A 21500-nucleotide genomic window follows, 5' to 3' on the forward strand; every position below is an offset into this window, starting at 1 on the left:
CCCGTCCCCAGGCTCGCATGCGCCCCCGCCCACCGGATCCGGGTGGCAAGCCAGCCAAACTGGCTCCTGCCAGTAATGCTACAGCGGCCCAAGACCCCGTTTCCTTATTGGACCCCAGCGACAGGGCCTGGCTACGCCAGTCCATGCGGGACGTCGCCCCCTTGAAAAAACGTGGTCAAAGCGTAGTCATGAGCCGTCCTGCGGCTAGCCCGGAACAGTTGGAGCAACGTCGTCGCCACGCGGTAGGTGCGCCCACCAGTACGCCCGCCCTGCCCCAGGCCTCTGACCAATATGTCAGCGTGCAAGGTGAAAGCAACGATATACGACATTTGCGTGCTGGCTGTGGCACCGATGTCTTGCGCGATCTGGAACGCAACCGTTGGCCGATTGAGTCCAGCCTGGATTTGCATGGCTCGGATCTGGAACAGGCCCGCGAGCGACTGGACAACTTTCTGCGCTCCTGTCTGGAGCACGGCGTGCGCTGTGTACGAATTGTCCATGGCACGGGCTACGGCTCGCGCAATGGCGAACCCGTTTTGCGTCATGCCGTGCGTCGCTGGTTAACCCAGCTGCCCAGCGTTCTGGCTTATATGGAATGCGCGCCCAACGAAGGTGGGCAAGGTGCCGTCAAACTGGTGCTGCAAGCCATGTCCGAGCCCGGTGTTTGATTTTTTCCATTAGGTACAGACGTAAAAAAGGCCAGCTTTCGCTGGCCTTTTTTTTGTTGTTGTTATGTTGTACTGCCTATTGCTTTTATAATAGTGACCGTTTTATTTCGGTCTTTATTGCCCAGTGTTGCGGGGCTATGTCTCCTCACCTGCATGAAACGTATTGTGCCCCATTTATAAAGCTGTCACACTTAGGGAATGCACTGATACCCGCATGGTAAGAAAATATCAGTCGCCCATTCGCAGTCTTTATTCTGCTGCCTGGTCCAAAGCCTTCATGGCCCGCTTCAAAAACACCTGCATTTCTTTCTCAGCCTGCTTGTCGCCCTGCTCTTGGGCAATCACCAAGCCCTGCTCCAGAATTTCCCTGGCCTGTTTGAATTGCTCCAGGTTCACCAGCACCCGGCCCAACAGCTTCCAGGCTGCGGTGTAACGCGGATTCATTTCCACGGCTTTGGACAAATGTTCGCGAGCCGCTTCCAAATCGCCCTCGCCCATACAGGCATTGCCCAGACCAAAGCGCAACAAAGCATTATCCTTGCCTGCCGCCAGTAGCTTCTCCAATCCTTCGCGCATAATCCGTACCCTTGAAAACAAAGCAAAGCTGGGTCGCACTGCCTTCACACAAAGCAAAATAGCGGCCACGACACGCCTGCACAGCTTGATGACTATTGAACTGTCCAGCCATAAACCATTGAGCTTGGTTTTGTACCACGGAATATCAAAGGGCGGCCTCAGCAGGCCAGGCTCTGTAGGCCCATTCTCCTGCTGGTGCCGCCCTGGCTAGCGCTTTAGGCCAGATCGCCTTGCAACACTCCCTTGCTGACCACTTCACGGCCATCCAGGCTAACCGTGCAATTGCGCATTGGATAGTCAAAGTGGCAATCGGAGAAACGGCCAGCCGCTGGATTTGCGCCCGTAGAGAAAAGGAAGTTACCGGCAAAAGCGCGCAACTCGGTTCCGTTGGTATCGCGCTTGTCATACATGGCCATGGAGTCCCAGCGAGCCGCTGGCGCCATGCCCCAGCCCACATGACTGACCGCGTAGGCATCCTTGTCATTCCAGCTAGCGTAATAGGAGCGGATCAAATCGGCATCCACGCCCTTGCCCTCAATGGCCACAACATAATCGTTTTCGATGCGCAAGGTTACGGCTGATTCCAGATAGCGCTTGAAGGTCAGGTTCACATCTCCACTATCCAGCACCAGCGTGCCATTCACACTGCCATTGCTGGGGTAGCAAATGCACAGGCCAGCAGGCCAATACCCAAAGCTGCCCGGCTTGTCGGCTATCCCGGCACTGCCGCGCCCGATCACACCCGTCAGGCTGACCGTCAGGTCCGTACCGGCTTCGGAGCTAATGTGCATGACACTGGCATCGGTAATCAGCTTGCCGCCAATATCGCACTTGCTTTGCAAATCAGGACTGGGTTTAACCCGTTCCAGAATCTCGGGATGCTCGTCGCTAATCATCATGATGCGGGCACCTTTGGCCAGCAGTGCGGCACGCTCGGGCGAATGCAGCAGCCCTTCTACGGTGCAGTCCACAATGAACTGGCTGCCTGCCAAAGCCTGGACAATCGGGTCCATACCTTCCAGCGCCAAAGACGTCCCGGTCGAGCGCAGGGCAATATTGCTTTTCAGACGTGGCGAGACCAGTTTCACATGGCAAACCCGTGCCCCCATTTGCGTCAGGGCCAACTCAGCCAGCTCGGCCAGCACGGAGCGCGATTGCGTCTCGGACAGCACGACTGCCATTTCGCCGGGTTGTACTTTGCATAGTCCAAACACTTCTACAAAATCAGCAATCCACTTACCTTCAATATGCTCACGCAACATCTCACTACTCCTAGAAAATTCAAAAAAGGCGCTGCGCGGCTCTTTCAGCCGGGCAGCACCTATACACATCAGTCGTGCAAATCCTTGCCCTTGGTCTCGGGCGAGGCAATGGTGGCCCACAGGGCCAGAACGCACAGGCCAATCAGGTACCAGTCAAAAACCTGCTTTTGATTGATGGAATGCAGCCAGGCTTGCAAATAGGGAGCGGTCCCGCCCGTCAGGGCACCAGCGACCGAATAGGGCAAGCCCATGGCAACCGCACGGATACGAGTCGGAAACTGCTCGGGGAAAAAGGCCGGCATGATGGCGGTGGGTGCCGAGATCAACAGCATGCCGCCCGCCATGAACACCACCAGACGCCAGATCTCGCCCTGGCCGCCGGTCAGCACCATGGTCAGCGGGATGATGCTGATGATTGAACCGATGGAGAAGAAATACCAGTTCGCCTTGCGACCAAAACGATCCGAAAATGCGCCCCAGAAAATCAGGCACAGAATCAGGAAAAGATTGGCCCCTACCCCCACCCACATCACTTTGGCGGCAGGCATGCCCAGGGAGGTAATGGCAAAGGTGGGCGCCATGATGGCCCAGACGTAATACAGCACGGTGCCGCCGGCCGACAAGGCAAATACGCGCAAGCAGGCACTGCGATACTTCCAGACCTCCGACCAGAACACGCGTGCGCCCGGGCGCGCCGTTTTGCCTGCCGCTCGCGCTGCGGCCTGACGGGCTTTGAACATGGGAGTTTCATCCAGCTTTCTACGCAGATACAGCGCATATACCCCCAAGGCCCCACCCAAGACAAAAGGCACACGCCATGCCCAGGCCCGAACAACATCCTCACCCAGCAGACTGGTCAGGCAGGCACTGAGCAACACAGCCGCCAATACCCCGATCGTGACAAACACAAACACGGAGGAAGACCACAGCCCACGTTTATGAGCAGGTGCCATTTCGGTGACATAGGTGAAGGAAGAAACCACCTCCCCACCGTGGCCAATCCCTTGCAACAAACGGCCCATCAACAAGAACAAGGCGGCAATCGGCCCCACCATGTCATACGTAGGAGCAATACCAATCACCAAACTGCCCAAGGCTGTCACCAGCATGGACAGGGTCATGGTGAAACGCCGCCCCTTGCGATCGGCCAACCAGCCAAAAAAGATGCCTCCCAGCGGGCGCATGAAAAAACCCACAGCAAATACTGCCAGTGTGCCCAGCAAAGCCGCCAGCGGGTCCTCACTATAGAAAAACTGCTTGGCAAAATAGGCGGCAAAAATCGAATAAGCCGTCCAGTCGTACCACTCCAGGGCGTTACCCGCCCCAACCCCCAAAATAACGCGTCGACGCTGCGCGGCAGTCATGGGCTGCTCGCGCAAAGATGGTGTATGTGCGTCCAAGAGATGTCCCCTTCACTGTGATAGTTATGCTTCTTGTTTATTGTTTTTGATCCGGTGGCTCAGGCCACCAACTGCGTGAAACGAGAACGATGAAAGATCAGTGGCGAGATTTCGCGCTCGATCTGCACATCGTGGATAAGCAATTGCACGGCATCGTGGTCCCCGGCGGGATGCACTTGAAAAACACTGCAGTCAAACCAGACTGATGCCCCTTGTATATGGACGGCCCCCTCCTCGGTCAGCTCGACCTCGATATCGCTGAATCGGCTGTCCTTGTCCGGTCCGGCCAGCTGACGGCAAATAGCCGCATGTTCAGCACTCAAAATTGACACCCCCAGACGCGAGGCGCGAGACAGCAGCGCCCAGGTCGAGGAACTTTTCTGCACAAAAAAGGCGGCCAAAGGCGGATCCAGCGAAACCCCTACGGAAAAACTGGACGCAACAATGACTTGCGGCTTGCCATCGAGTACGGCGGCAATGGCCGCTACCCCGGATGGAAAATGTCCGAAGGCTTCGCGCACCACCCTGGCTCCCAACCCACTTATGTTTTCTTTCATGACGATGACTCTGCTCAGGCGTTAAAGACCCAAAACCCAAAATGAGGCGAGCTCTGCGACAACACACTCGCTTGGCCTAAATTCTGTTTCGATCGTCATTTATTTGCAATAACAAAATAGGCAAATAAGGATGGTTTTTGTTGAATTTAGGTATTAACCCTATGAAAATTCGTCGTTTTAAAAGCTATAGGCCTATACAATTCAACCGAATATTATTGCGTATTATCTTTCGTCATTATTTATTTGCAATAATTAATGAGCTTAAAACCTCTCGGAATCCACAAGGACAGCATGTATCTACATATCGTTTTGATGGCACCCCACACCCCTGTCAGCCCGGAACTCGCCCCCAAGCTGGACCAGGCCTTTATCCGCATACATCAGGAATGCTCCGGCATAGAACGCTTTGAATGGGTGCCGAACCTGTCACGCAGCTCGGCGCGCTACAGCCATGCCCTGCTTTCTGTATTCCGCACTCAAGAAGCACTGGACGCCTACAGACAGAGTGATGCTCACCAGGCCATGCTGGATGCCATCGCCCCGCACATTCAGGACATCGTCGTGCTGGACAGCGTGCTGGAGAAAAGCCTGCCCTAAGAAGCTCAAGCTGGCGCCCTGGCAAACAGGACGCAAGCAGCCCCAGTGCGGCTACGCTAGCGCCGCCGGGGCACGCACGGTAAAATGGCCCGCTACAAACCTACTATCAAAAATGGGTAGCAATCAGCCCCACCACCGGAAAACAGAATGAAAGCAAGCGTCGCGATTGATGAGTTCATCGCTAGCCGAGACCATGGCGAGCACGAGCAACTTGCCCCGCACCACTACATTCTGACGCTCTACGGTCTGTTCGCCCGCCCCACCGGCGTCATCATTCCCGTGGCCAGCGTGGTTCAACTACTGGCCGACCTGGGTGCTGAACCGTCCAGCGTGCGCTCCGCCATTTCCCGGCTCAAGAAAAAAGGCGTGCTAGTTAGCCAACAAGCCGCCTCGGGCAAAGGCTATGCCTTGGCAGCCGAACTGGAGCCGCATATGCAGGCCGGTGATGAACGGATTTTTTCCTCGCCCTCCATGAATATTCGGGACCCCTGGCTGCTGGTCTCCTTCTCCGTTCCGGAAAGCGAACGCCAGAACCGTCACAAGATTCGTACAGGCTTGGCTCGCATGGGGTTTGGCACGGTAAATGCGGGCCTGTATATAGGTCCGGCGCGCTTGCAGGCAGAGGCTGTCGAGTACATACGCGAGCACCAGCTCTGGCCCTATATTGAGCTGTTCACCTGCGAACCCAGCGGCCTGAGCGATATTCAGGAAAAAATCTCCCGCTGGTGGAATTGGGACAAGCTGGCCAATGAGTACCAGTCCTTCTTGAACTCGTATCAACACGAAGTTGAAGCGTGGCAAACCGCTTTACGCCAAGGCACGGCCGACCCTTTGGAAGCCTTCCGACTCTATATGCCTATGGTGACACGCTGGCGCAGACTGCCCTTTCTGGACCCAGGCCTGGCACCCGAGCTATTGCCAGACAACTGGGTAGGCAATACAGCCCGCAAATTGTTCGGTGATTTGCATCGACTGCTTAGTCCCTTGAGCTCGCAACACGTGCAGCAGGCCATTCCAAACTGGAAGGCCCGCGGCACGGAGTAAACCTGCTCCTTTAGTCAGGCCCCCGCAAAGCGTGCGATGTCGCCCATCAAATCCTGGGCGACGCGCTCAAACCGCTCCGACGTCACCCCCTGCATCATGGGTGCATCCCGCCAGGCCCGGAAGTTGCCAAACTGGAAAGGCAAATCAAAACAATGCCCGCTGAACACCGCTTCAAGCGGGCTTTGTTCCATGAAGCCACTCCAGACCACCGAGCGCCCCGCTGCTTTCAGACTAGCCGCATACTGCGTGGGAAAACGCTGGAATTGCAACCAGGACGACGCGGCCACCACTTGCTGATACGGCGTCAGACCCGAACCTACTCCCTGATACACCCCATTTCGCAGCAGGCTGTCTGGCAAATCTCCCACAGGCCATACACCCAAAGCCTGATCGACCTGCTCTTGCGTCGCCTGCCGATGAAAAGGCACGTCAAAAAAGAACACCGAGGACTCTTGGGCAGTACAACGCAGATACACCGCCTGCGCATGGCAGGCTTGGGCCGCCCAGTCAGGATTCAAGAAGTCGGGCGGCATCCCGGCGCTGGCCACAGGCAAGAATGCCGAAGGAGCATGAGCCAAACGTGGCGGCTCTTTGTCCAAGGCCATCATGCCGTGCTGCATCAAGATATCCACGTTCGCCGTCAGCCACTGATCACCCAAGCTTTGTCGCAGGCGCTCTGTGGTTTTTCTTTGTTGCTCGGGTGACCACGGCGTGCGCGTTCCCATGCTGAGCAAAGCAACACGATCAATCCAACCTCGTGTGGACTCCAGCACGCTGAGCAAATGCGCATACCAGCCACCCGCCGATTGCCCCATCAAGGTAATCTTGTCCGGGTCTCCGCCAAAGGCATGGATACGATCTTTCACCCACTGCAGTGCCAAGAGCAGGTCGGCTGCCGGCAAAGGCAAATCATCAGCTTGTGCATCGCCCAGGTGCCCCAAGGCACCCAGACGGTAATTCACATTGACCACCACCATGCCCTGCGCTGCCAGGCGGGTGCCGTCATACCAATCCAAAGAAGCGCCGCCACTCATCCAGGCTCCACCGTGGATAAAGAACAGCACAGGCAGACCTTGCGCTTGGGCGGGAGCCCACACATTCAGAAAATAAGCATCTTCAGATTGCGGATTGGCACTGCCTGCGCCCATCACCGCCGCAAGGCGGCTGGGGCGCTGCGGGAATAAGGGCACCTGGTCCAGAGAGGTCGCTGCCACTCGCCCCGTCGCCGCCTGCGCCGCTTCAAAACGACGCGTACCCTGGGCGTAACGCAGGCCATACCAGGCCTGCACCTCTACGCCATCGGCATGACAACGTCGCGAGGGAGCATTGACCAGCAATGTCGCCGTCATGGTTTAGAGCTTGTTGGAAATGTAAGGCGTACCGGTCATGCCGTTACCGTGTAGCTCATAACCCATAGGGGCGGTAATCGAAGCATGGCGAGTACCTGTATTGATATCCCGCCACATACGGCCCAGCAAACTGTTTTCCGCAAAAGAGGCCGTGCCATGTAACCAGCACAGATTGTTCACCGCATCCACCAGTTCGTGTCCGGCATGGCCGATTCCGGCGCGGTGACGAGCACGTAGCTCCAAAGGCATGGGCACGGTGCCAGAGGCAGCAGCATCAATTTGAGCCGCAGCGCGTTCCAGCAATAAGCGGGCACCATCAATCTGAATACTGGCCGTTCCCAGGTTCTGCACAAACGCCCCTGAATCCGACTGCTTCTTATAATGGGTATAGGTAATGCCGCGCTTGCCACTGACACCAGTAGTGAAATCCACGGCGGCTTGCGCGGCCCCTAAAGATGGCGCTTGAATGCAGGTGGACATGGTCAGGTGCGGCGTCAAACGACGACCAAATGTAGCCAAGGGATCTTGCTCCTGCACATCGCCCATCAGTTGCTGAAACGTAATCAGGCGCTCTTTGGGCACCCACAGGTTTTCTGCCACCATGGTGTTGGAGCCCGAGCCGCGCATACCGATGGTGTACCAGGTATCCTGAATTTCAAACTCATCACGACGCATCAGCACAAAGCCCACGGTGGGCTCGACCTGCTCGTTTTCCTTGATGAACAAAATCCCCAGTGCCCAGTCCGAGTGATTGCTGTTCGAGGCAAAAGGCCACTTGCCCGTAATGCGCCAGCCATCGCCATCCGGCGTTGCCGTGCCTTGGGGTTGGGCAAAAATGGACGCCGCACGGATTGGACCGTCTGCAAACACCTCATCGAGCATGGCATCGCTAAAGCGGTTGGCCAGCATGACCGAACCATTAGAGATCACCACACACCAGGCTGCTGCCGGATCGTAATAGCCCACGGCGCTGGCACATTGCAAGAGCATCTCCGCCCCACCCTCATAACCGCCGTAGCGCTTCAAGGCCGAAATGCGCCAGGCCCCGGTGGACTCCAAAGCCTGAACCGCCTCGTCTGACAACATGCGATTACGGTCAGCCTGCGGGGCCAACTCACGTAGCAGCGGGCCGATCTCATGGATGCGCCCCAGAATCTCCTCTGTCTCCTGACGGGATGGTGCCTGGGTAACGGTGATCCGCTCGCGCTCGGCGACCAATGTAGCTCCTGTGATAGTCATAACAGCTCCTTAGAATTATTTAATATGGCAAATTTATAGCTATCGTTAGCCAATCGCAATATCAATAATCATGAAAAACGCTAAACCCGCTTGTTTTATTGAGTTTATTCGGGTTTTCACCTAGTAAAAATCATGAACCAAGCTTATTCTTAATTGCATAAAAGTAACGATCAAAAATATTTTGAGCACAAGCAAAGCAGAAAAAAGAGAAAAAAATGGCCTGCGCCAGCATGAGACAAAAAAAAACCGCCGACCCGAAGGTCGGCGGTTTCTCATGTAGAAAACCGGCTTTAACAGCCTGTATTCATTACATGTTTTCGATCATGACATCGCCAAAGCCGGAGCAGGACACTTGAGTCGCGCCTTCCATCAGACGGGCAAAGTCATAAGTCACTTTACGCGAGGTGATGGATTTTTCCATGCTGGAGATGATCAGGTCAGCAGCTTCGGTCCAGCCCATGTGACGCAGCATCATTTCGGCAGACAGGATCAGCGAACCTGGGTTCACGTAGTCCTTGCCAGCGTACTTGGGAGCAGTACCGTGGGTAGCTTCGAACATGGCCACGGAGTCGGACAGGTTGGCACCGGGAGCGATGCCGATACCACCCACTTGAGCAGCCAGAGCGTCGGAGATGTAGTCGCCGTTCAGGTTCAGTGTGGCGATAACGTCGTACTCGGCAGGACGCAGCAGAATCTGTTGCAGGAAGGCGTCAGCAATCGAATCCTTGACGATGATCTCGCGACCGGTCTTGGGATTCTTGAATTTGCACCATGGGCCGCCGTCGATCAATTCAGCGCCAAATTCTTTTTGAGCCAGTTCGTAAGCCCAATCACGGAAGCCACCTTCGGTGAACTTCATGATGTTGCCCTTGTGAACGATGGTCACGGAAGAGCGATCGTTGTCGATGGCGTACTGGATGGCCTTGCGCACCAGGCGCTCGGTACCTTCGCGGGACACAGGCTTGACACCGATACCGGAGGTATTGGGGAAGCGAATCTTGTTCACGCCCAGGGTGTTTTGCAGGAAGTCGATCAGCTTCTTGGCGCTTTCGGACTCGGCAGCAAATTCAATACCGGCGTAAATGTCTTCGGAGTTCTCGCGGAAAATGACCATTTCGGTCTTTTCTGGCTCACGCACAGGCGAAGGAACACCCTTGAAGTAGCGCACTGGGCGCAGGCAGACGTACAGGTCCAGTTGCTGACGCAGGGCCACGTTCAGGGAACGGATGCCGCCGCCAACGGGAGTGGTCAGAGGGCCTTTGATGGACACGACGTAGTCTTTAACGGCATCCAGAGTTTCTTCTGGCAGCCAGACGTCGGAACCGTACACCTTGGTGGATTTTTCACCGGCGAACACTTCCATCCATTCGATCTTGCGCTTGCCGCCATAAGCCTTGGCAACAGCAGCGTCGACCACTTTGATCATGACTGGCGAAATATCCACACCCGTACCATCACCCTCGATGTAAGGAATAATGGGTTGATCGGGAACATTCAGGGAAAAATCCGCGTTAACTGTAATTTTCTGCCCCGACGCGGGGATCTTGATATGCTGATAGGACATGGATGCTCCAGTTGTGCTCCAATATTAGGGATAGCTAAACACGGAACGCTTTCGCGTTTCCGAAGTCTTATATAAGAGTTTAACTTAATTCGCGCGTATTCAGGCACCTGTAAACTCAAAGCTTGCCAAAAATGCTTGCATTCTTGGCAACTTATCCATTCTACACGGCCCCGATTGCAGCTTGTGCCGGCCTTGCGCCCCCACCATTTCACGCAAAACACGCGCCGAAGATTCGCATTTTCTGACTATTTTTATCTCGATTCCACCATGTTCAACCCCTCTCGCGAGCAGGTTCGCCAATTTTTCATTGAAGCTTGGGACAAGCACCAAAGTGGTCATCTGCTGACCGCTCTGGAAACCATGGCGGTGGATCTGGTGCAACAGCACCCTGAATACCACGACGACTTGCGCAACGCCGACGCCGTCAACCAGGACTATTCCGTGGAGCAAGGACGCAGCAACCCCTTCCTGCATCTGTCCATGCACCTGGCTATCAATGAACAACTGTCCATTGACCAGCCTCCAGGCATCAAGGCAGCGTATCAGCGCCTATTGACCCGGCACGATCAGCACGCCGCAGCGCACATCATTATGGAAGCGCTGGGCGAGGTGATCTGGGAAGCACAACGTCTGGGCACACCGCTGAACAACGAGCGCTATATCGAATTGATTTTGCGCCACAGCACGCGCGACTAAAGTCGCAGGCTGCCTTACTTTCTATTGCTCAAGGGGCCGGGCTGACGCGACAGCCATACGGAGATACTGTCGATATCCGCCTGGCTCATGGTATTGGCCATAGCCCCCATAACGGCATTCTTGCGGATATTGGACGTTGCCGGTGCCCCGGCCTGCCCACGCTTGTAAGCCATCAAGGCTTGCCGCAAATAATCGGCATGCTGACCGGCCAGAATGGGATATTCCGGGTTCAAGGGCGTTTTCGCATCGTCACCATGACAGGATGCGCAATTCAGATTCTTCCAGGCTTCCCCGCCTGCCTTGGCCAGATCCTCAGCGGCTATTGCCTGACCGGCCACCCCGGCCATCAGCCCCATTGCCACCAGCAAGACTGCTTTTCTCATACGTGCCTCCCCGTCCTCAAGGTTTGTTGCCCGCGTAATACGCGGCAATATCCGCCATGTCCTGTTCGGACAAGCTCAGCGCAATGGCTTGCATGGTGGGGAAGGTTCGAGCGCCGCTGGCATACTCCTTGAGCGCTGCTTCTATATAAGCAGCCCCCTGCCCGGCAATCATGGGGACGTGATAGACCTCGGGAAAGCTGGCCTTGTAACCGGGCAAGCCATGACAGCCTATACACATGGAGATCTTGTCGCGCGCCGCCTCGGGATTGGCCTTGATCGGCTCGGAATCCTGCGCCTGGGCTGCCCAGGGCAGACAGGAGCTTGAGGCCAGAAGAAAGAAAGAGACATACCGCTTCATTTGCAACTTCATCATCGCTATTCGCTTTGTCGTGGAGTTGAAAACGGTCCGGGTCAGGCTCTGCGTCTATTGCAGCAAAAAGGAATCAACGCGACACCTGGCTCTGTGATGCTGACCGACGAGTACTGAGTCGATTGTATGATAATTGCCAAGGATGACTGATACTAGTATTTATACCCGAGTTTCTATTCTTGACAGATCAACATTTTAAGTACAAGTTTGAGCCGATTTATGACTACTACGACCCGTTTTGAAGGCACCGATCAGTACGTTGCCACTGATGATTTGAAGCTGGCCGTCAACGCCGCTTTGACGCTACAACGTCCTTTGTTGATCAAAGGCGAGCCCGGCACTGGCAAGACACTGCTGGCCCTGGAAGTGGCCCGCGCCCTGGGACGCCCCCTGCTGCAATGGCACATCAAGTCCACCACCAAGGCCCATCAGGGCCTGTATGAATACGATGCGGTGTCGCGTCTGCGTGACTCCCAGCTGGGCGATGAAAAAGTCCGCGACATTGGCAACTACATTGTGCAAGGCACCTTGTGGCAAGCGTTTGAGTCCGAGGAACCCACGGTTGTTCTGATCGACGAAATCGACAAGGCTGACATCGAGTTCCCCAACGACTTGCTGCAGGAACTGGACCGCATGGAGTTTCATGTCTATGAGACTCGCCAGACCGTCAAGGCGCGCCATCGTCCCTTGATCATCATTACCTCCAATAATGAAAAAGATCTGCCCGACGCCTTCCTGCGCCGCTGTTTCTTCCATTACATTCGCTTCCCCGAGCGCGAAACCATGGAACAGATTGTGGCGGTGCATTACCCCAATCTGCGCAGCGACATTCTGTCCAGCGCCCTGGATACCTTCTTTGCCCTGCGAGATGTCCCCGGTCTGAAGAAAAAGCCGTCTACCTCGGAATTCCTGGACTGGCTGCGTCTGCTGCTGGCCAACGACATTCCTGCCGATGCCCTGCACGAGCTGGATGAAGGCTTGCCCCCTATGGCCGGTGCCTTGCTGAAAAACGAACAGGACTTGTCCTTGATGCAACGTCTGGCCGCCATGAGCCAACGCAGCCAGCGCCGGAGCTGATATGCAAACAAGCGCTTTTTCCCAGCCATTGGCCCCCGTGACACTGGAAGGATGGGACGTGCGTCTGGAGCCTTTGCAATTGGCGCACGTGGAGTTACTGGAAGCCGCCGCTGCCGATGGCGAACTTTGGAATGTACGTGTAACCAGCGTGCCCGCCCCCGGCCAGGCCCAGGACTATGTAAAAAAGGCGCTGGACGGCCTGGAGCAAGGCCATATGCTGCCCTTTCTGGTGCGTGACCTGAGAACAGACCGGGCTGTCGGCACTACGCGCTATCACGACATTATTGCGCCAGTGGCCCGCCTGGAAATCGGCTATACCTGGTACGCCCGCAGCGCCCAGCGCAGCCACGTCAATACCGCGGCCAAACTGCTCCTGCTGCAACATGCGTTCGAGACCTTGGGAGCCGGAGTCGTGGGCTGGCGTACCGACCACCTGAATTTCAAATCCCAGCAAGCCATCACCCGGCTGGGAGCGCGTTTCGATGGTCGTGTCCGCCACCATGCCATCCGGCGCGATGGCACGATACGCGACACCATGTTCTACAGCTTGATGGCAGGCGAGTGGCCCGATACCCGCGCCCACTTGCTGGACAAACTAAGGCAGCACAGCCATGTTGCTTGATTTCTTCTACCACCTGCGCGAACGCGGCCTGCCGGTCTCCATTCAGGAGCACCTGACGCTGCTGGACGCCTTGTGCAAAGGCATCATGCCGCCCACGCTGGACGATTTTTATCACCTATCCAGACTGGTTCTTATCAAAGACGAAACGCTTTACGACCGCTTTGATCTGGCCTTTGGCGAGTTCTATCAGCCGCAGCTGGAAGCGCTGGCCAAAGATAAAACCCTGCCCGAGGACTGGCTGCGCAAAACCCTGACGCGCAACCTGACTCCGGAACAGAAAGCCGCACTGGAAAAGCATGGCTTGGAAAAGCTGCTGGAGATGTTCAAGGAACGTCTGAAAGAGCAGCAAGGGCGTCATGCAGGCGGCAACAAGTGGATTGGAACCGGCGGCTCCTCGCCGTTTGGACATGGTGGCTATCATCCCGAAGGTATCCGCATTGGTGGCCCTTCGGCAGGAAACCGTACTGCTATCAAGGTCTGGGAAAAGCGCGAGTTCGTGGACTACGACGACCAGCAAGAGCTGGGCACACGCAACTTCAAGATGGCGCTACGTCGCCTGCGACGCTTTGCACGCCAAGGTGCCCCTACCGAGCTGGATCTGGACAGCACCATACGCGAGACGGCTCGCAATGCGGGCATGCTGGATTTGCAAATGCAGGCCGAGCGACAAAACCGCGTCAATGTGCTGATGCTGCTGGATATAGGCGGCAGCATGGATGACCACATCGCCCAGGTTGAATCCCTGTTCTCGGCCGCACGTTCCGAATTCAAACACCTGGAGGCCTACTACTTCCATAACTGCGTGTATGAATCGGTATGGCGGAACAATTCACGCCGCCAAAGCGAACGACTGGAAACCTGGGATTTGCTGCGCAAGTACAACGAGGACTGGCGCGTCATTATCGTGGGCGATGCCACCATGAGTCCTTACGAGATCATGGCCCCAGGTGGTTCTGTCGAGCACTACAACAAGGAAACCGGCGCAGCCTGGCTGCAAAGACTGAACGACCACTGGCCACGTATTGCCTGGCTCAACCCCGAGCCGCAGGCCTACTGGCCCTACCGCCAATCCATTGCCATCATCCAAAACCTGATGTCCGACCATATGTACCCCGTCACCAGCGCAGGGCTGGAAGAGGCAATGCGGTACTTGTCGCGGTAGCATCAGACCTCTATCAAGCAGCAAGTTAAAAGACCCGAATTTCGGGTCTTTTTTTATTTACGATTAAAAAACCCGCAGAGTCTTGCGACTGTGCGGGCTTTCAATCAGGCTTTGCTATTGCAGCGATCAGCGACCTCGTTGACGCTGCAACATCCCGGCACGCTGTCGCTCCAGATCCTTGATCTGACTCTGCAATTCACGCAACTGCTCTCGGGCTTCACGCTCTTGTTCGGCCAGCGCCTGGGCTTCGCGACGGGACTCCTCGCGCTGAGCAATGGCCAAGGCCTCTTGCTGACGCTGCAACGCCAAGTCGTTCTGCAGCACGGTCAGTTGATCGGCGCTTTCATTCAATTGCTTTTCAGCCTTGGCAACTTCAGCCTGCAGCTTGATGCGCTCCAGATCGGCGGCGGCATAGTCCACCGTGTCCTGACGGTACTGGGTGTACATGCGCTCGGCCAGGGATTCGTCGGTGGTCTTGAAGACGCGCCAGAACTCACGCTGCTGGAACAGGGCCACGTAGTAGGTCATGCTTTCGGCAGAGAACAACAGACTGGCACCGAAGCGGCCGTTATAGGCGGTACGCAGCTCTTGCACGGCACGGGCCTGAATCAGCTGCTGCAACTGAGCCACAGTGGTGTTTTGATAAGCCGGGGCCGCTGCGGGCGCTGGAGCAGCGGCTGGAGCCGCAACCGGGGCTACCTCTTCAACCTCTTGTTCCTGGGTTTGCGCGACCACGGGCCGCTCTGGCTCCTGCACCAAAGACACCGAGCTGCACGCTGACAATAAAAGAAGTCCCCCCAAGGACAGCAACACCGCCGTCTTCTGACTAAGGTTCACCATACCCATCCCTTGATAAACAATTTTTTTGTGTTTAGCTTGATACACAGAATCAGCCCGTATTCTAAACGCGGCTTGTCGCATCTTGTGCCTTTATGTTGAATTTGCGCATCTTTTCCCACAAAACTTTACGAGAAATCCCTAATACAGCAGCGGTATCCTGCCGTCGCCAGTTCTGGGTATCCAGAACCGAAATAATACGTGCACGCTCTTCCTGCTCCTGTGCGCTCAGGCTGATGACGGGCTCGGGCCGCTCCAGAATGGGCGCACCTTCAGGCAAAGCCAGAGCCGGGGCCATAACGGGGGCATTGAAACGTTCCAGCACTTGCCGCAACTGCACCGACTCCCAGGCCCCAAACTGCTTGCTCATGACAGCAACGCGCTCCACCAGATTAGCCAGCTCGCGCACATTACCGTTAAAGCGCATGCTGCCCACCGCATCCAGAACCCATTGAGGGATGTCCTCGACGTCACACTCCAGGGCCTGTTCCAGCAAGGCGCAGAAAATGGCGATTTTTTCCTGGGAGCCACGCTGTTCCAGATTCGGAATCAGCAGCTCAACCACGGCCAAACGGTAATACAAGTCCGCACGGAACTGGCCTTGTTGCACCAGTCCCAAGAGGTTTTTGTTGGTGGCAGCCACCATACGAAAATCTACTGGGATCTGTTGTGTCGATCCCAGGCGCGTTACCGAACGCTGCTCCAGCACCCGCAGCAGCTTGACCTGCTGGTGCAAGGGCAAGTCCCCGATCTCATCCAGAAACAAGGTGCCTTGATCCGCCTGCTCGAAATAGCCTTTATGAGCACCAATCGCACCTGTAAAAGCCCCTTTCGCGTGGCCGAAGAAGTGGGCTTCAAACAGGCCCTCAGGCACCGCCCCGCAATTCACCGGAACAAAGGGCCCTTGCGCTCGTGAAGAACGCTCGTGCAGCAATTGAGCGATGCGTTCTTTGCCCACACCTGTTTCACCATGAATCAAAACACTGGCCCCGCTATCGGCGTACATATCCGCTTCAGCAATCAAGGCCCGCATCACAGGCGATACGGCTACTAATGGTTGAGGACCACCTTGCCCTTCGCGCTCGACCTGTGCGGTCAGCCCGGCCAGCTTGGCCACCAGAGTACGCAGCTCGGCCTGACTGAAAGACAGCGGCAAGGTATAGGAGTAGGCCGAGGGGTAAAAACGCGGGTCGTAGCCTCGGTCCTCCGAGGCCACCCAGATCACCGGAATGGCGTGCTCGACCAGCCACTGGTGCTGCTCAAAACGTCCCTGGGCCATCACACTGACGGACACCAATGCAACCGCATGGCGCGTGGGATGACGCTCGGCGTCCAGCACCAGGGAAGGCTCTACGCGCATGACCGCTACCGAACTGGGTTCCATGGCGCGCTCGGCACGCGTCACCAGATCGGAACTACCCTCCCAGACGTATAAAACGGGTTCATTACCCATAAAGCTGACGCTCATTGCTGTATTCGCCTCCCGCCCTATTGCACCAGATAGGCAGTACCGCACTGCACATCATGAAGTTTCACATCCGCCTCGACCAGGCTCAGGCCCAGCAGCTTCAGCAGTTCTTCCAGCAGCGCGCTCAAACCTTGCAATACAGGGTCTAACAAAGCGACAACCAAACTTAGAACGGCACCCACCAGGTTGGAGTCTTTAAAGACCAGCACCTCTACCGCGCCTGTCCGGCATTCGCGCATGGCTTTCTGGCCACCTATACCGCCAATCACACAAGCCAGATCGCTCAAGGGAGCACCCAGCAGGGTTGTCAGCAAATTATCGACAAAGCCCAGAGTTCCGCCCAACACACCAATCAAACCGTTCTGGCTCATGGTGCGGGACAGTTGCTCCATGCGTTCCTTGGACCAGTTCATCTCGTTCACAACGGCAGAAATTGAGCGGCCCGCCCCATCACCGACCAGACTTTCTGCCATCTGACGTTTACCGGAAGCGCCACTCCAGGGCGTGTTCAGCAAGTCGCCCAGAATGCCTGACAGAACCGCATCGGAGAGCAGGCGCACACTGCGGGACAAGTCCAGCTGAGTTGCGTTCACGGTTGCTTCCGAAGGCTCGCCCGGAGGCGCGGTCAGCGTCACATGAACCGGGTTTTTGGTATCAATCAGGGGCAAGGTGACTTTGGCAGTCAACGGCAAGATACCCAGCACATTGATGACACGATGGCGCTGAATCTGCCCGAAGGATTCGTCCTTGCAGCTATTGCTGGTCGAAAAGAAATCCGAATGCGGGAACTTGCCCAGACACACATTCACCAAGGAGGATTTGACCGCAATCGTGGCCTGATTCTCGGCAATCGGGGCACGACAGATATTGACGAGCTCCCCAGTGGCTTGGGACAACTCGATAATGACCGGCAAGCTGACTTCGGTTCCCAGCACCTTCAGGATCGGGCCGGCCAATGGAATCTTGGAAGTATCCAGATTCAGATAGACTCGCACACCTGCCGAGTTCGCTTTAGTGCCTATCCCGCCCATGGCGATGCTGGGCGGCTCCACAACCCGCACTCGCAAATCCAGGGCGTTATTGAACATATTGGTCAAACCGGAAGGCAGCGCAGTCAGGTTCAAATCAATCAGATTCTTGCCATTGGCCACCACCAGTCCCGTGTTGACCAGTTGCAGCACGTCCAGGTTCACATTCAAGGCCGACAAGGGATCCACACCATCGATCAAGGCCAGAATACCGCCATCGCCCAGCAGTTTGACGGGCAAATCCAGAGGCCCGACGCCCAGCAACAAGCGGATGTATTCCTGCAGGGCCCCAACGTCCAGACCCAGTGTTTTTTGCTGGTCCAGCAAGGCCAGGCTGGCACTTAGCAAATCGGCCAAAGTCAGCTGCTCCAGCCGGGCCAATTCTTCAGGTGTACCCACTCCTGCGATAACCGTGGCGGGCAATCCCAAGGCTTTCAACAAACCGGAAGGCGTAATCTTGGCATTGACCAAACCGGCCGAGTCCAGCACCGTCAACTGGTCCGGGCGCAGGCCCACGCCGCGCAGCAGGTTATAGACCAGACCATTGCGCTTCAAGGACAAAAGGCGACTGCCCACGGAGAAGGTCGCAACCGGCTCACTGTTCTTGGCGGTGGCAACCGCCTCAATCACCGAGGAAGTAAAGAAAGGGAACAGAGAAGGCGGCTGATAGCTCAAATGCACGCGCACGGAATCAGCGGGCAAGGAAGAAACAAAACGCTGGGCCGGATCACTGTGGCTGCTATTCCATTTACCACAAAAGACTTTGGCACCATCGCCCGTCAAACCCGCAGCAGGCGAATCGGGCTGGCTATTCAGGCTGAACCTGGCCATGCTTTCACCTTGCTGGCAGCCCAGCGCATCCCCGGAACCCAAGGCCTGCGCCCCCGCCAGTGCAGCCAGGTCAGCGGCGTTTTGCAGCCCCCGCTTCACATGGAAGTTATGCCCCAGATGCGCCGCCCCCAGCAACACCAGCCCCACCAGCAACGCGGCGGCTGCAGGCACAATAATGGAACCTTGCTGCTTATGTGCCTGCTCGCTCTGGGTTCGAGTTCTTCCCCATTTCATCTCGCTCTCCTGACCCACTCCAGCCCTGTGGGCTTTAATCACTACCGTTTGTTTTGATGCGCTCTTTCATGTACTCAGGAATGGGATGCTTGAAGCTCTCCAAATAGCGCTCCCAGGCCAGATTGGCTGCTGCACCATGCACCGGCAAGACCTTGCCTTCTCGGTCCGGGTCGGCCTGCATGCTGAGCAGGCTGCGGGTATCAGGCCCCACCTCGATGCGCGGCGGAATATGGCGGCGCTCGTTCTGTACATGCACAGGCAGGCCCTCCACTTCAGGCCAAGGGTTTACTTCCTCATCACTCAAGCGGTACTTCTCGTAAGGCTGACGCTCAGCAGGCGCTGTTTCTGCCGCCGGAGCGGCCGGTGTGTGCACACCCTGATTGCTGGCCGCTGCCGGGCTGGTGCTGACCGGGTAGGTGCTGGTGCCTGAAACCATGGTTCCAGTCAGCGGAGCTTGTGTCTGCGCCCAGGCACTACTGGCCATCAATAAGGTGCAGCAGGCCAAAATGCGGGATCGGTTCATTGCGATATCCTTGAAAAAACGGCAATCAATTCATTGACGAAGACACAGGGCCCAGGCTTTCCAGCAAGGGACGGTTCAAGCCCGCTTGCGTAGAAGAAACCACAACCGCAGCAGGACGAGCCACGGCCGGGTTTTGTGCCTGGGCGGATCGGTTCAAGACCACCTGGCCCATCGCCGTCGGAGTAGCCGGACTCAATGCCACCGCCTGGGCTCTGGCCTGCACCTCCTTTGCAGCCGCTGCCATACGCAGCTCGTGTTGTTTCTGCATTTGCTGACGGGCGTGCAATTGCTCCAGATCCTGTCCAATCTGTTCGGCCATCTGCACAATGGCTTGCTGGGTTGCGGCGTCCATACCTGCTTGCTGCATCACAAAACCAGCCCGTTGAGTTTCCTGGCTGACCAGCAAATACAAGGCCATATTGCTCAGTATCTTGGGGTTATCCGGGGCCAGTTCGGCCGCCTTGCCCAGGGCCAGACGTGCTTCGTGAGGGCGACCGGAACGCAAGTAGGCATAAGCCAGATCGCTTTGCACAATCGCATTCGTGGGGTCTTGCCCAGCCGCCTGCTTAAGGAAATGAGCAGCCTGATCAAAGTGTTCTTGCGAGCCAGCAATCAAACCCAAACCTTGATAAGCCCGTCCGGCCACGGGTGTATTCAACAGGGCCTTGAAGGTGTGCGCTGCCTGCTCCAGCTGTCCGGTTTGACGCTGTGCTTCAGCCCGCAACACCATGACCTCCGGGTCTGCGCCATATTCCTTTTCCATGGCTTCGGCATAGGCCAGGGACGCAAAGTAGCGGCCCTGTTTTTGCGTCTCTTCCAGCATGCGTACCGCCATCTGCTTGTCAGTCGGTCTGCGCTTTTCCCAATGCTCAATTTCCTTGCTCTGCAAGAAGGCTTCCTGTTCCTGTTGCTGACGCACCAGCTCGTAGGCGGAGTCCGTGGTGGAACACGCCACCAGCAAAGTACTCCCCAAACCCAGCGCAGCCCAGCGCATCAAGGGACGAGTCCATGTCGACATTTTCATCAAAATCACCCTCCGGCCACTTGGCTCAAGCCACGGAACAAGGCCAGAAAACCTGATCCCGCAGTAATAATCAACAAGGCAGGCAGCAAAGTCAGCACCATGACGCCCGTCATCTTTACGGTCAATTTGCCTACCTTGGCTTTCAGCTCCAGGCGACGCTGCTCGCGCAAGCGCACACCGAAGCGGTGCAGGGGTTCCTGCATCGCACCACCGTGCTGGTCCACCTGCACAATCAGGCGACAGATCACGGCCAGATCCTCGTTGGTAAAGCCGCTGGCAATCCGCTCCAACGACTGTTCACGAGTACGACCACGGGCATATTGCTCGACCGCAATGGTCAGCTCTGAGCCCATGACGGGAATCACGTCATGGAATTCGCGCTCGATAGTGTGCAAGGTCTGGTCCATGGACAGGCCCACGCCTTGCAGCAAACGCAGCAAATCCACAAACAGGGGCAGCTCCGCAGCGATACGCAGACGACGTTGCGAGACCCGGCGCGCCAGCCACCATTTGGGCAGCATCCAGCCCAGGGCAAAGCCAATGAACACAGACACAAACGGCACATACTCATTCAGCCTGCGAGTCATGGGCAACAAGCTGAACAGGACAATCAGAACAATGCTCAGGCCGACTCGACTCAGGACGAAATACTGCCGCGCCACATCAATGTGCTTGAAGCCCGCATTCATGATGAGTACGCGATCTTCCTCGCTAAGCAGACTGGACCCGAAACGCCCTTTCAGCCAGCGCTCGCCCAGACTGCCTGCCTGCATCTTGATCTGTTCCACCGTCTGGCGAGACTGGCTAGGCGCCTGCGTCATGTGCGGCGCGCCTTTCAGGCGTTCATCCACCGCCTGGCTCAAACGCATGGCTTGCTGACGCTGCTGCCAATGGTTGTGAAACCACAAGGCAAACAGAATCAGGCCAGCCAGAGCGCAAGCCACAGCTCCCCAGACCAGAACGGTTTGTGCTTCCAAGGCCATCATGTC

General features: G+C 56.5%; 22 protein-coding genes. 7 read left to right on the plus strand and 15 right to left on the minus strand.

Annotated features, from left to right (window positions below):
- A partial coding sequence (locus ACLPGZ_RS18950) for a Smr/MutS family protein (RefSeq protein ID WP_429641839.1) occupies positions 1-668 on the plus strand: 668 nt, incomplete at its 5' end.
- A 249-nt stretch (positions 669-917) separates the two neighbouring features.
- Here ACLPGZ_RS18950 and ACLPGZ_RS18955 read toward each other — a convergent pair.
- The 4 genes from ACLPGZ_RS18955 to ACLPGZ_RS18970 form a co-directional block, all read right to left on the minus strand.
- The gene (locus ACLPGZ_RS18955; protein WP_137431145.1) at positions 918-1244 is read right to left on the minus strand and encodes a tetratricopeptide repeat protein; all 327 of its coding nucleotides are present in this window, start codon (positions 1242-1244) and stop codon (positions 918-920) included.
- A 215-nt stretch (positions 1245-1459) separates the two neighbouring features.
- On the minus strand, positions 1460-2506 hold the full coding sequence (locus ACLPGZ_RS18960) for a M29 family metallopeptidase (RefSeq protein WP_429641841.1): 1047 nt from the start codon (positions 2504-2506) through the stop codon (positions 1460-1462).
- Positions 2507-2574: 68 nt separating this feature from the next.
- Complete coding sequence (locus tag ACLPGZ_RS18965) at positions 2575-3906, minus strand: MFS transporter (RefSeq protein WP_226348969.1); 1332 nt, start codon at positions 3904-3906, stop codon at positions 2575-2577.
- Between the two features lie 59 nt (positions 3907-3965).
- Positions 3966-4463 carry a flavin reductase family protein gene (locus ACLPGZ_RS18970; protein ID WP_009456753.1) on the minus strand — a complete coding sequence of 166 codons (498 nt, stop codon included), beginning with the start codon at positions 4461-4463 and terminating at the stop codon, positions 3966-3968.
- Positions 4464-4754: 291 nt separating this feature from the next.
- Between ACLPGZ_RS18970 and ACLPGZ_RS18975 the strand changes: the two genes are divergently transcribed.
- Together ACLPGZ_RS18975 and ACLPGZ_RS18980 are read left to right on the plus strand one after the other, a co-directional pair.
- Complete coding sequence (locus ACLPGZ_RS18975; protein ID WP_083053248.1) at positions 4755-5060, plus strand: Dabb family protein; 306 nt, start codon at positions 4755-4757, stop codon at positions 5058-5060.
- A 147-nt stretch (positions 5061-5207) separates the two neighbouring features.
- A complete protein-coding gene (locus tag ACLPGZ_RS18980; protein WP_083053247.1) occupies positions 5208-6104 on the plus strand; it encodes a PaaX family transcriptional regulator in 897 nt (298 codons plus the stop codon).
- A gap of 14 nt (positions 6105-6118) precedes the next feature.
- Here the strand turns inward: ACLPGZ_RS18980 and ACLPGZ_RS18985 are convergent, their stop codons facing one another.
- The 3 genes from ACLPGZ_RS18985 to icd all read right to left on the minus strand — a co-directional run bounded on the left by ACLPGZ_RS18985 (position 6119) and on the right by icd (position 10256).
- Positions 6119-7453: a carboxylesterase family protein gene (locus ACLPGZ_RS18985; RefSeq protein WP_321290285.1), complete on the minus strand. Its 1335-nt coding sequence runs from the start codon at positions 7451-7453 to the stop codon at positions 6119-6121.
- Between the two features lie 3 nt (positions 7454-7456).
- The gene (locus ACLPGZ_RS18990) at positions 7457-8692 is read right to left on the minus strand and encodes an acyl-CoA dehydrogenase family protein (RefSeq protein WP_060186448.1); all 1236 of its coding nucleotides are present in this window, start codon (positions 8690-8692) and stop codon (positions 7457-7459) included.
- Positions 8693-8999: 307 nt separating this feature from the next.
- Positions 9000-10256 carry an NADP-dependent isocitrate dehydrogenase gene (gene icd, locus ACLPGZ_RS18995; protein ID WP_026483219.1) on the minus strand — a complete coding sequence of 419 codons (1257 nt, stop codon included), beginning with the start codon at positions 10254-10256 and terminating at the stop codon, positions 9000-9002.
- Between the two features lie 267 nt (positions 10257-10523).
- Between icd and ACLPGZ_RS19000 the strand changes: the two genes are divergently transcribed.
- Positions 10524-10952: a DUF1841 family protein gene (locus ACLPGZ_RS19000; RefSeq protein WP_009456762.1), complete on the plus strand. Its 429-nt coding sequence runs from the start codon at positions 10524-10526 to the stop codon at positions 10950-10952.
- A gap of 14 nt (positions 10953-10966) precedes the next feature.
- Here the strand turns inward: ACLPGZ_RS19000 and ACLPGZ_RS19005 are convergent, their stop codons facing one another.
- On the minus strand, positions 10967-11335 hold the full coding sequence (locus ACLPGZ_RS19005) for a c-type cytochrome (protein WP_226348971.1): 369 nt from the start codon (positions 11333-11335) through the stop codon (positions 10967-10969).
- A gap of 16 nt (positions 11336-11351) precedes the next feature.
- Positions 11352-11708, minus strand: a complete 357-nt coding sequence (locus ACLPGZ_RS19010; protein ID WP_009456766.1) for a c-type cytochrome — start codon at positions 11706-11708, stop codon at positions 11352-11354.
- A gap of 216 nt (positions 11709-11924) precedes the next feature.
- On the opposite strand from ACLPGZ_RS19010, the gene ACLPGZ_RS19015 reads away from it, so the two are divergent.
- From ACLPGZ_RS19015 to ACLPGZ_RS19025, 3 genes are read left to right on the plus strand one after another with little or no spacing between them, the layout of a single operon-like run.
- A complete protein-coding gene (locus ACLPGZ_RS19015; protein WP_009456767.1) occupies positions 11925-12782 on the plus strand; it encodes an AAA family ATPase in 858 nt (285 codons plus the stop codon).
- 1 nt (position 12783) lies between these two features.
- The gene (locus tag ACLPGZ_RS19020) at positions 12784-13404 is read left to right on the plus strand and encodes a GNAT family N-acetyltransferase (protein ID WP_083053245.1); all 621 of its coding nucleotides are present in this window, start codon (positions 12784-12786) and stop codon (positions 13402-13404) included.
- Positions 13394-14566, plus strand: a complete 1173-nt coding sequence (locus ACLPGZ_RS19025) for a vWA domain-containing protein (RefSeq protein ID WP_009456769.1) — start codon at positions 13394-13396, stop codon at positions 14564-14566. The genes ACLPGZ_RS19020 and ACLPGZ_RS19025 overlap by 11 nt, the downstream gene beginning before the upstream one ends.
- A 126-nt stretch (positions 14567-14692) precedes the next feature.
- Here the strand turns inward: ACLPGZ_RS19025 and ACLPGZ_RS19030 are convergent, their stop codons facing one another.
- The 6 genes from ACLPGZ_RS19030 to ACLPGZ_RS19055 all read right to left on the minus strand — a co-directional run bounded on the left by ACLPGZ_RS19030 (position 14693) and on the right by ACLPGZ_RS19055 (position 21497).
- On the minus strand, positions 14693-15406 hold the full coding sequence (locus ACLPGZ_RS19030) for a DUF2968 domain-containing protein (protein WP_031232639.1): 714 nt from the start codon (positions 15404-15406) through the stop codon (positions 14693-14695).
- A 61-nt stretch (positions 15407-15467) separates the two neighbouring features.
- A complete protein-coding gene (locus tag ACLPGZ_RS19035; protein ID WP_009456771.1) occupies positions 15468-16871 on the minus strand; it encodes a sigma 54-interacting transcriptional regulator in 1404 nt (467 codons plus the stop codon).
- A 20-nt stretch (positions 16872-16891) separates the two neighbouring features.
- On the minus strand, positions 16892-18964 hold the full coding sequence (locus ACLPGZ_RS19040; RefSeq protein ID WP_052159418.1) for a pilus assembly protein TadG-related protein: 2073 nt from the start codon (positions 18962-18964) through the stop codon (positions 16892-16894).
- Positions 18965-18998: 34 nt separating this feature from the next.
- Entirely contained in the window at positions 18999-19487 is a 489-nt protein-coding gene (locus ACLPGZ_RS19045; RefSeq protein WP_429641844.1) for a DUF3613 domain-containing protein, read from the minus strand.
- Positions 19488-19512: 25 nt separating this feature from the next.
- Positions 19513-20511, minus strand: a complete 999-nt coding sequence (locus tag ACLPGZ_RS19050; RefSeq protein WP_429641846.1) for a tetratricopeptide repeat protein — start codon at positions 20509-20511, stop codon at positions 19513-19515.
- A 5-nt stretch (positions 20512-20516) separates the two neighbouring features.
- Positions 20517-21497 (minus strand): type II secretion system F family protein, encoded by a 981-nt coding sequence (locus ACLPGZ_RS19055; RefSeq protein ID WP_009456782.1) that lies wholly within the window; start codon positions 21495-21497, stop codon positions 20517-20519.
- Positions 21498-21500 lie beyond the last annotated feature (3 nt).

Source organism: Alcaligenes sp. Me129 (genome assembly GCF_050487245.1).
Classification (GTDB): Bacteria; Pseudomonadota; Gammaproteobacteria; order Burkholderiales; family Burkholderiaceae_B; genus Alcaligenes; species Alcaligenes phenolicus.

Excerpts from the sequence above, each read along its gene's own strand:
- ACLPGZ_RS18955 (WP_137431145.1), bottom strand. The coding sequence starts at position 1,244 with ATGCGCGAAGGATTGGAGAAGCTACTGGCGGCAGGCAAGGATAATGCT.
- ACLPGZ_RS18960 (WP_429641841.1), bottom strand. The coding sequence starts at position 2,506 with ATGTTGCGTGAGCATATTGAAGGTAAGTGGATTGCTGATTTTGTAGAA.
- ACLPGZ_RS18970 (WP_009456753.1), bottom strand. The coding sequence starts at position 4,463 with ATGAAAGAAAACATAAGTGGGTTGGGAGCCAGGGTGGTGCGCGAAGCC.
- ACLPGZ_RS18975 (WP_083053248.1), top strand. The coding sequence starts at position 4,755 with ATGTATCTACATATCGTTTTGATGGCACCCCACACCCCTGTCAGCCCG.
- ACLPGZ_RS18980 (WP_083053247.1), top strand. The coding sequence starts at position 5,208 with ATGAAAGCAAGCGTCGCGATTGATGAGTTCATCGCTAGCCGAGACCAT.
- ACLPGZ_RS18985 (WP_321290285.1), bottom strand. The coding sequence starts at position 7,453 with ATGACGGCGACATTGCTGGTCAATGCTCCCTCGCGACGTTGTCATGCC.
- ACLPGZ_RS18990 (WP_060186448.1), bottom strand. The coding sequence starts at position 8,692 with ATGACTATCACAGGAGCTACATTGGTCGCCGAGCGCGAGCGGATCACC.
- icd (WP_026483219.1), bottom strand. The coding sequence starts at position 10,256 with ATGTCCTATCAGCATATCAAGATCCCCGCGTCGGGGCAGAAAATTACA.
- ACLPGZ_RS19000 (WP_009456762.1), top strand. The coding sequence starts at position 10,524 with ATGTTCAACCCCTCTCGCGAGCAGGTTCGCCAATTTTTCATTGAAGCT.
- ACLPGZ_RS19005 (WP_226348971.1), bottom strand. The coding sequence starts at position 11,335 with ATGAGAAAAGCAGTCTTGCTGGTGGCAATGGGGCTGATGGCCGGGGTG.
- ACLPGZ_RS19010 (WP_009456766.1), bottom strand. The coding sequence starts at position 11,708 with ATGATGAAGTTGCAAATGAAGCGGTATGTCTCTTTCTTTCTTCTGGCC.
- ACLPGZ_RS19015 (WP_009456767.1), top strand. The coding sequence starts at position 11,925 with ATGACTACTACGACCCGTTTTGAAGGCACCGATCAGTACGTTGCCACT.
- ACLPGZ_RS19020 (WP_083053245.1), top strand. The coding sequence starts at position 12,784 with ATGCAAACAAGCGCTTTTTCCCAGCCATTGGCCCCCGTGACACTGGAA.
- ACLPGZ_RS19025 (WP_009456769.1), top strand. The coding sequence starts at position 13,394 with ATGTTGCTTGATTTCTTCTACCACCTGCGCGAACGCGGCCTGCCGGTC.
- ACLPGZ_RS19030 (WP_031232639.1), bottom strand. The coding sequence starts at position 15,406 with ATGGTGAACCTTAGTCAGAAGACGGCGGTGTTGCTGTCCTTGGGGGGA.
- ACLPGZ_RS19035 (WP_009456771.1), bottom strand. The coding sequence starts at position 16,871 with ATGAGCGTCAGCTTTATGGGTAATGAACCCGTTTTATACGTCTGGGAG.
- ACLPGZ_RS19040 (WP_052159418.1), bottom strand. The coding sequence starts at position 18,964 with ATGAAATGGGGAAGAACTCGAACCCAGAGCGAGCAGGCACATAAGCAG.
- ACLPGZ_RS19045 (WP_429641844.1), bottom strand. The coding sequence starts at position 19,487 with ATGAACCGATCCCGCATTTTGGCCTGCTGCACCTTATTGATGGCCAGT.
- ACLPGZ_RS19050 (WP_429641846.1), bottom strand. The coding sequence starts at position 20,511 with ATGAAAATGTCGACATGGACTCGTCCCTTGATGCGCTGGGCTGCGCTG.
- ACLPGZ_RS19055 (WP_009456782.1), bottom strand. The coding sequence starts at position 21,497 with ATGATGGCCTTGGAAGCACAAACCGTTCTGGTCTGGGGAGCTGTGGCT.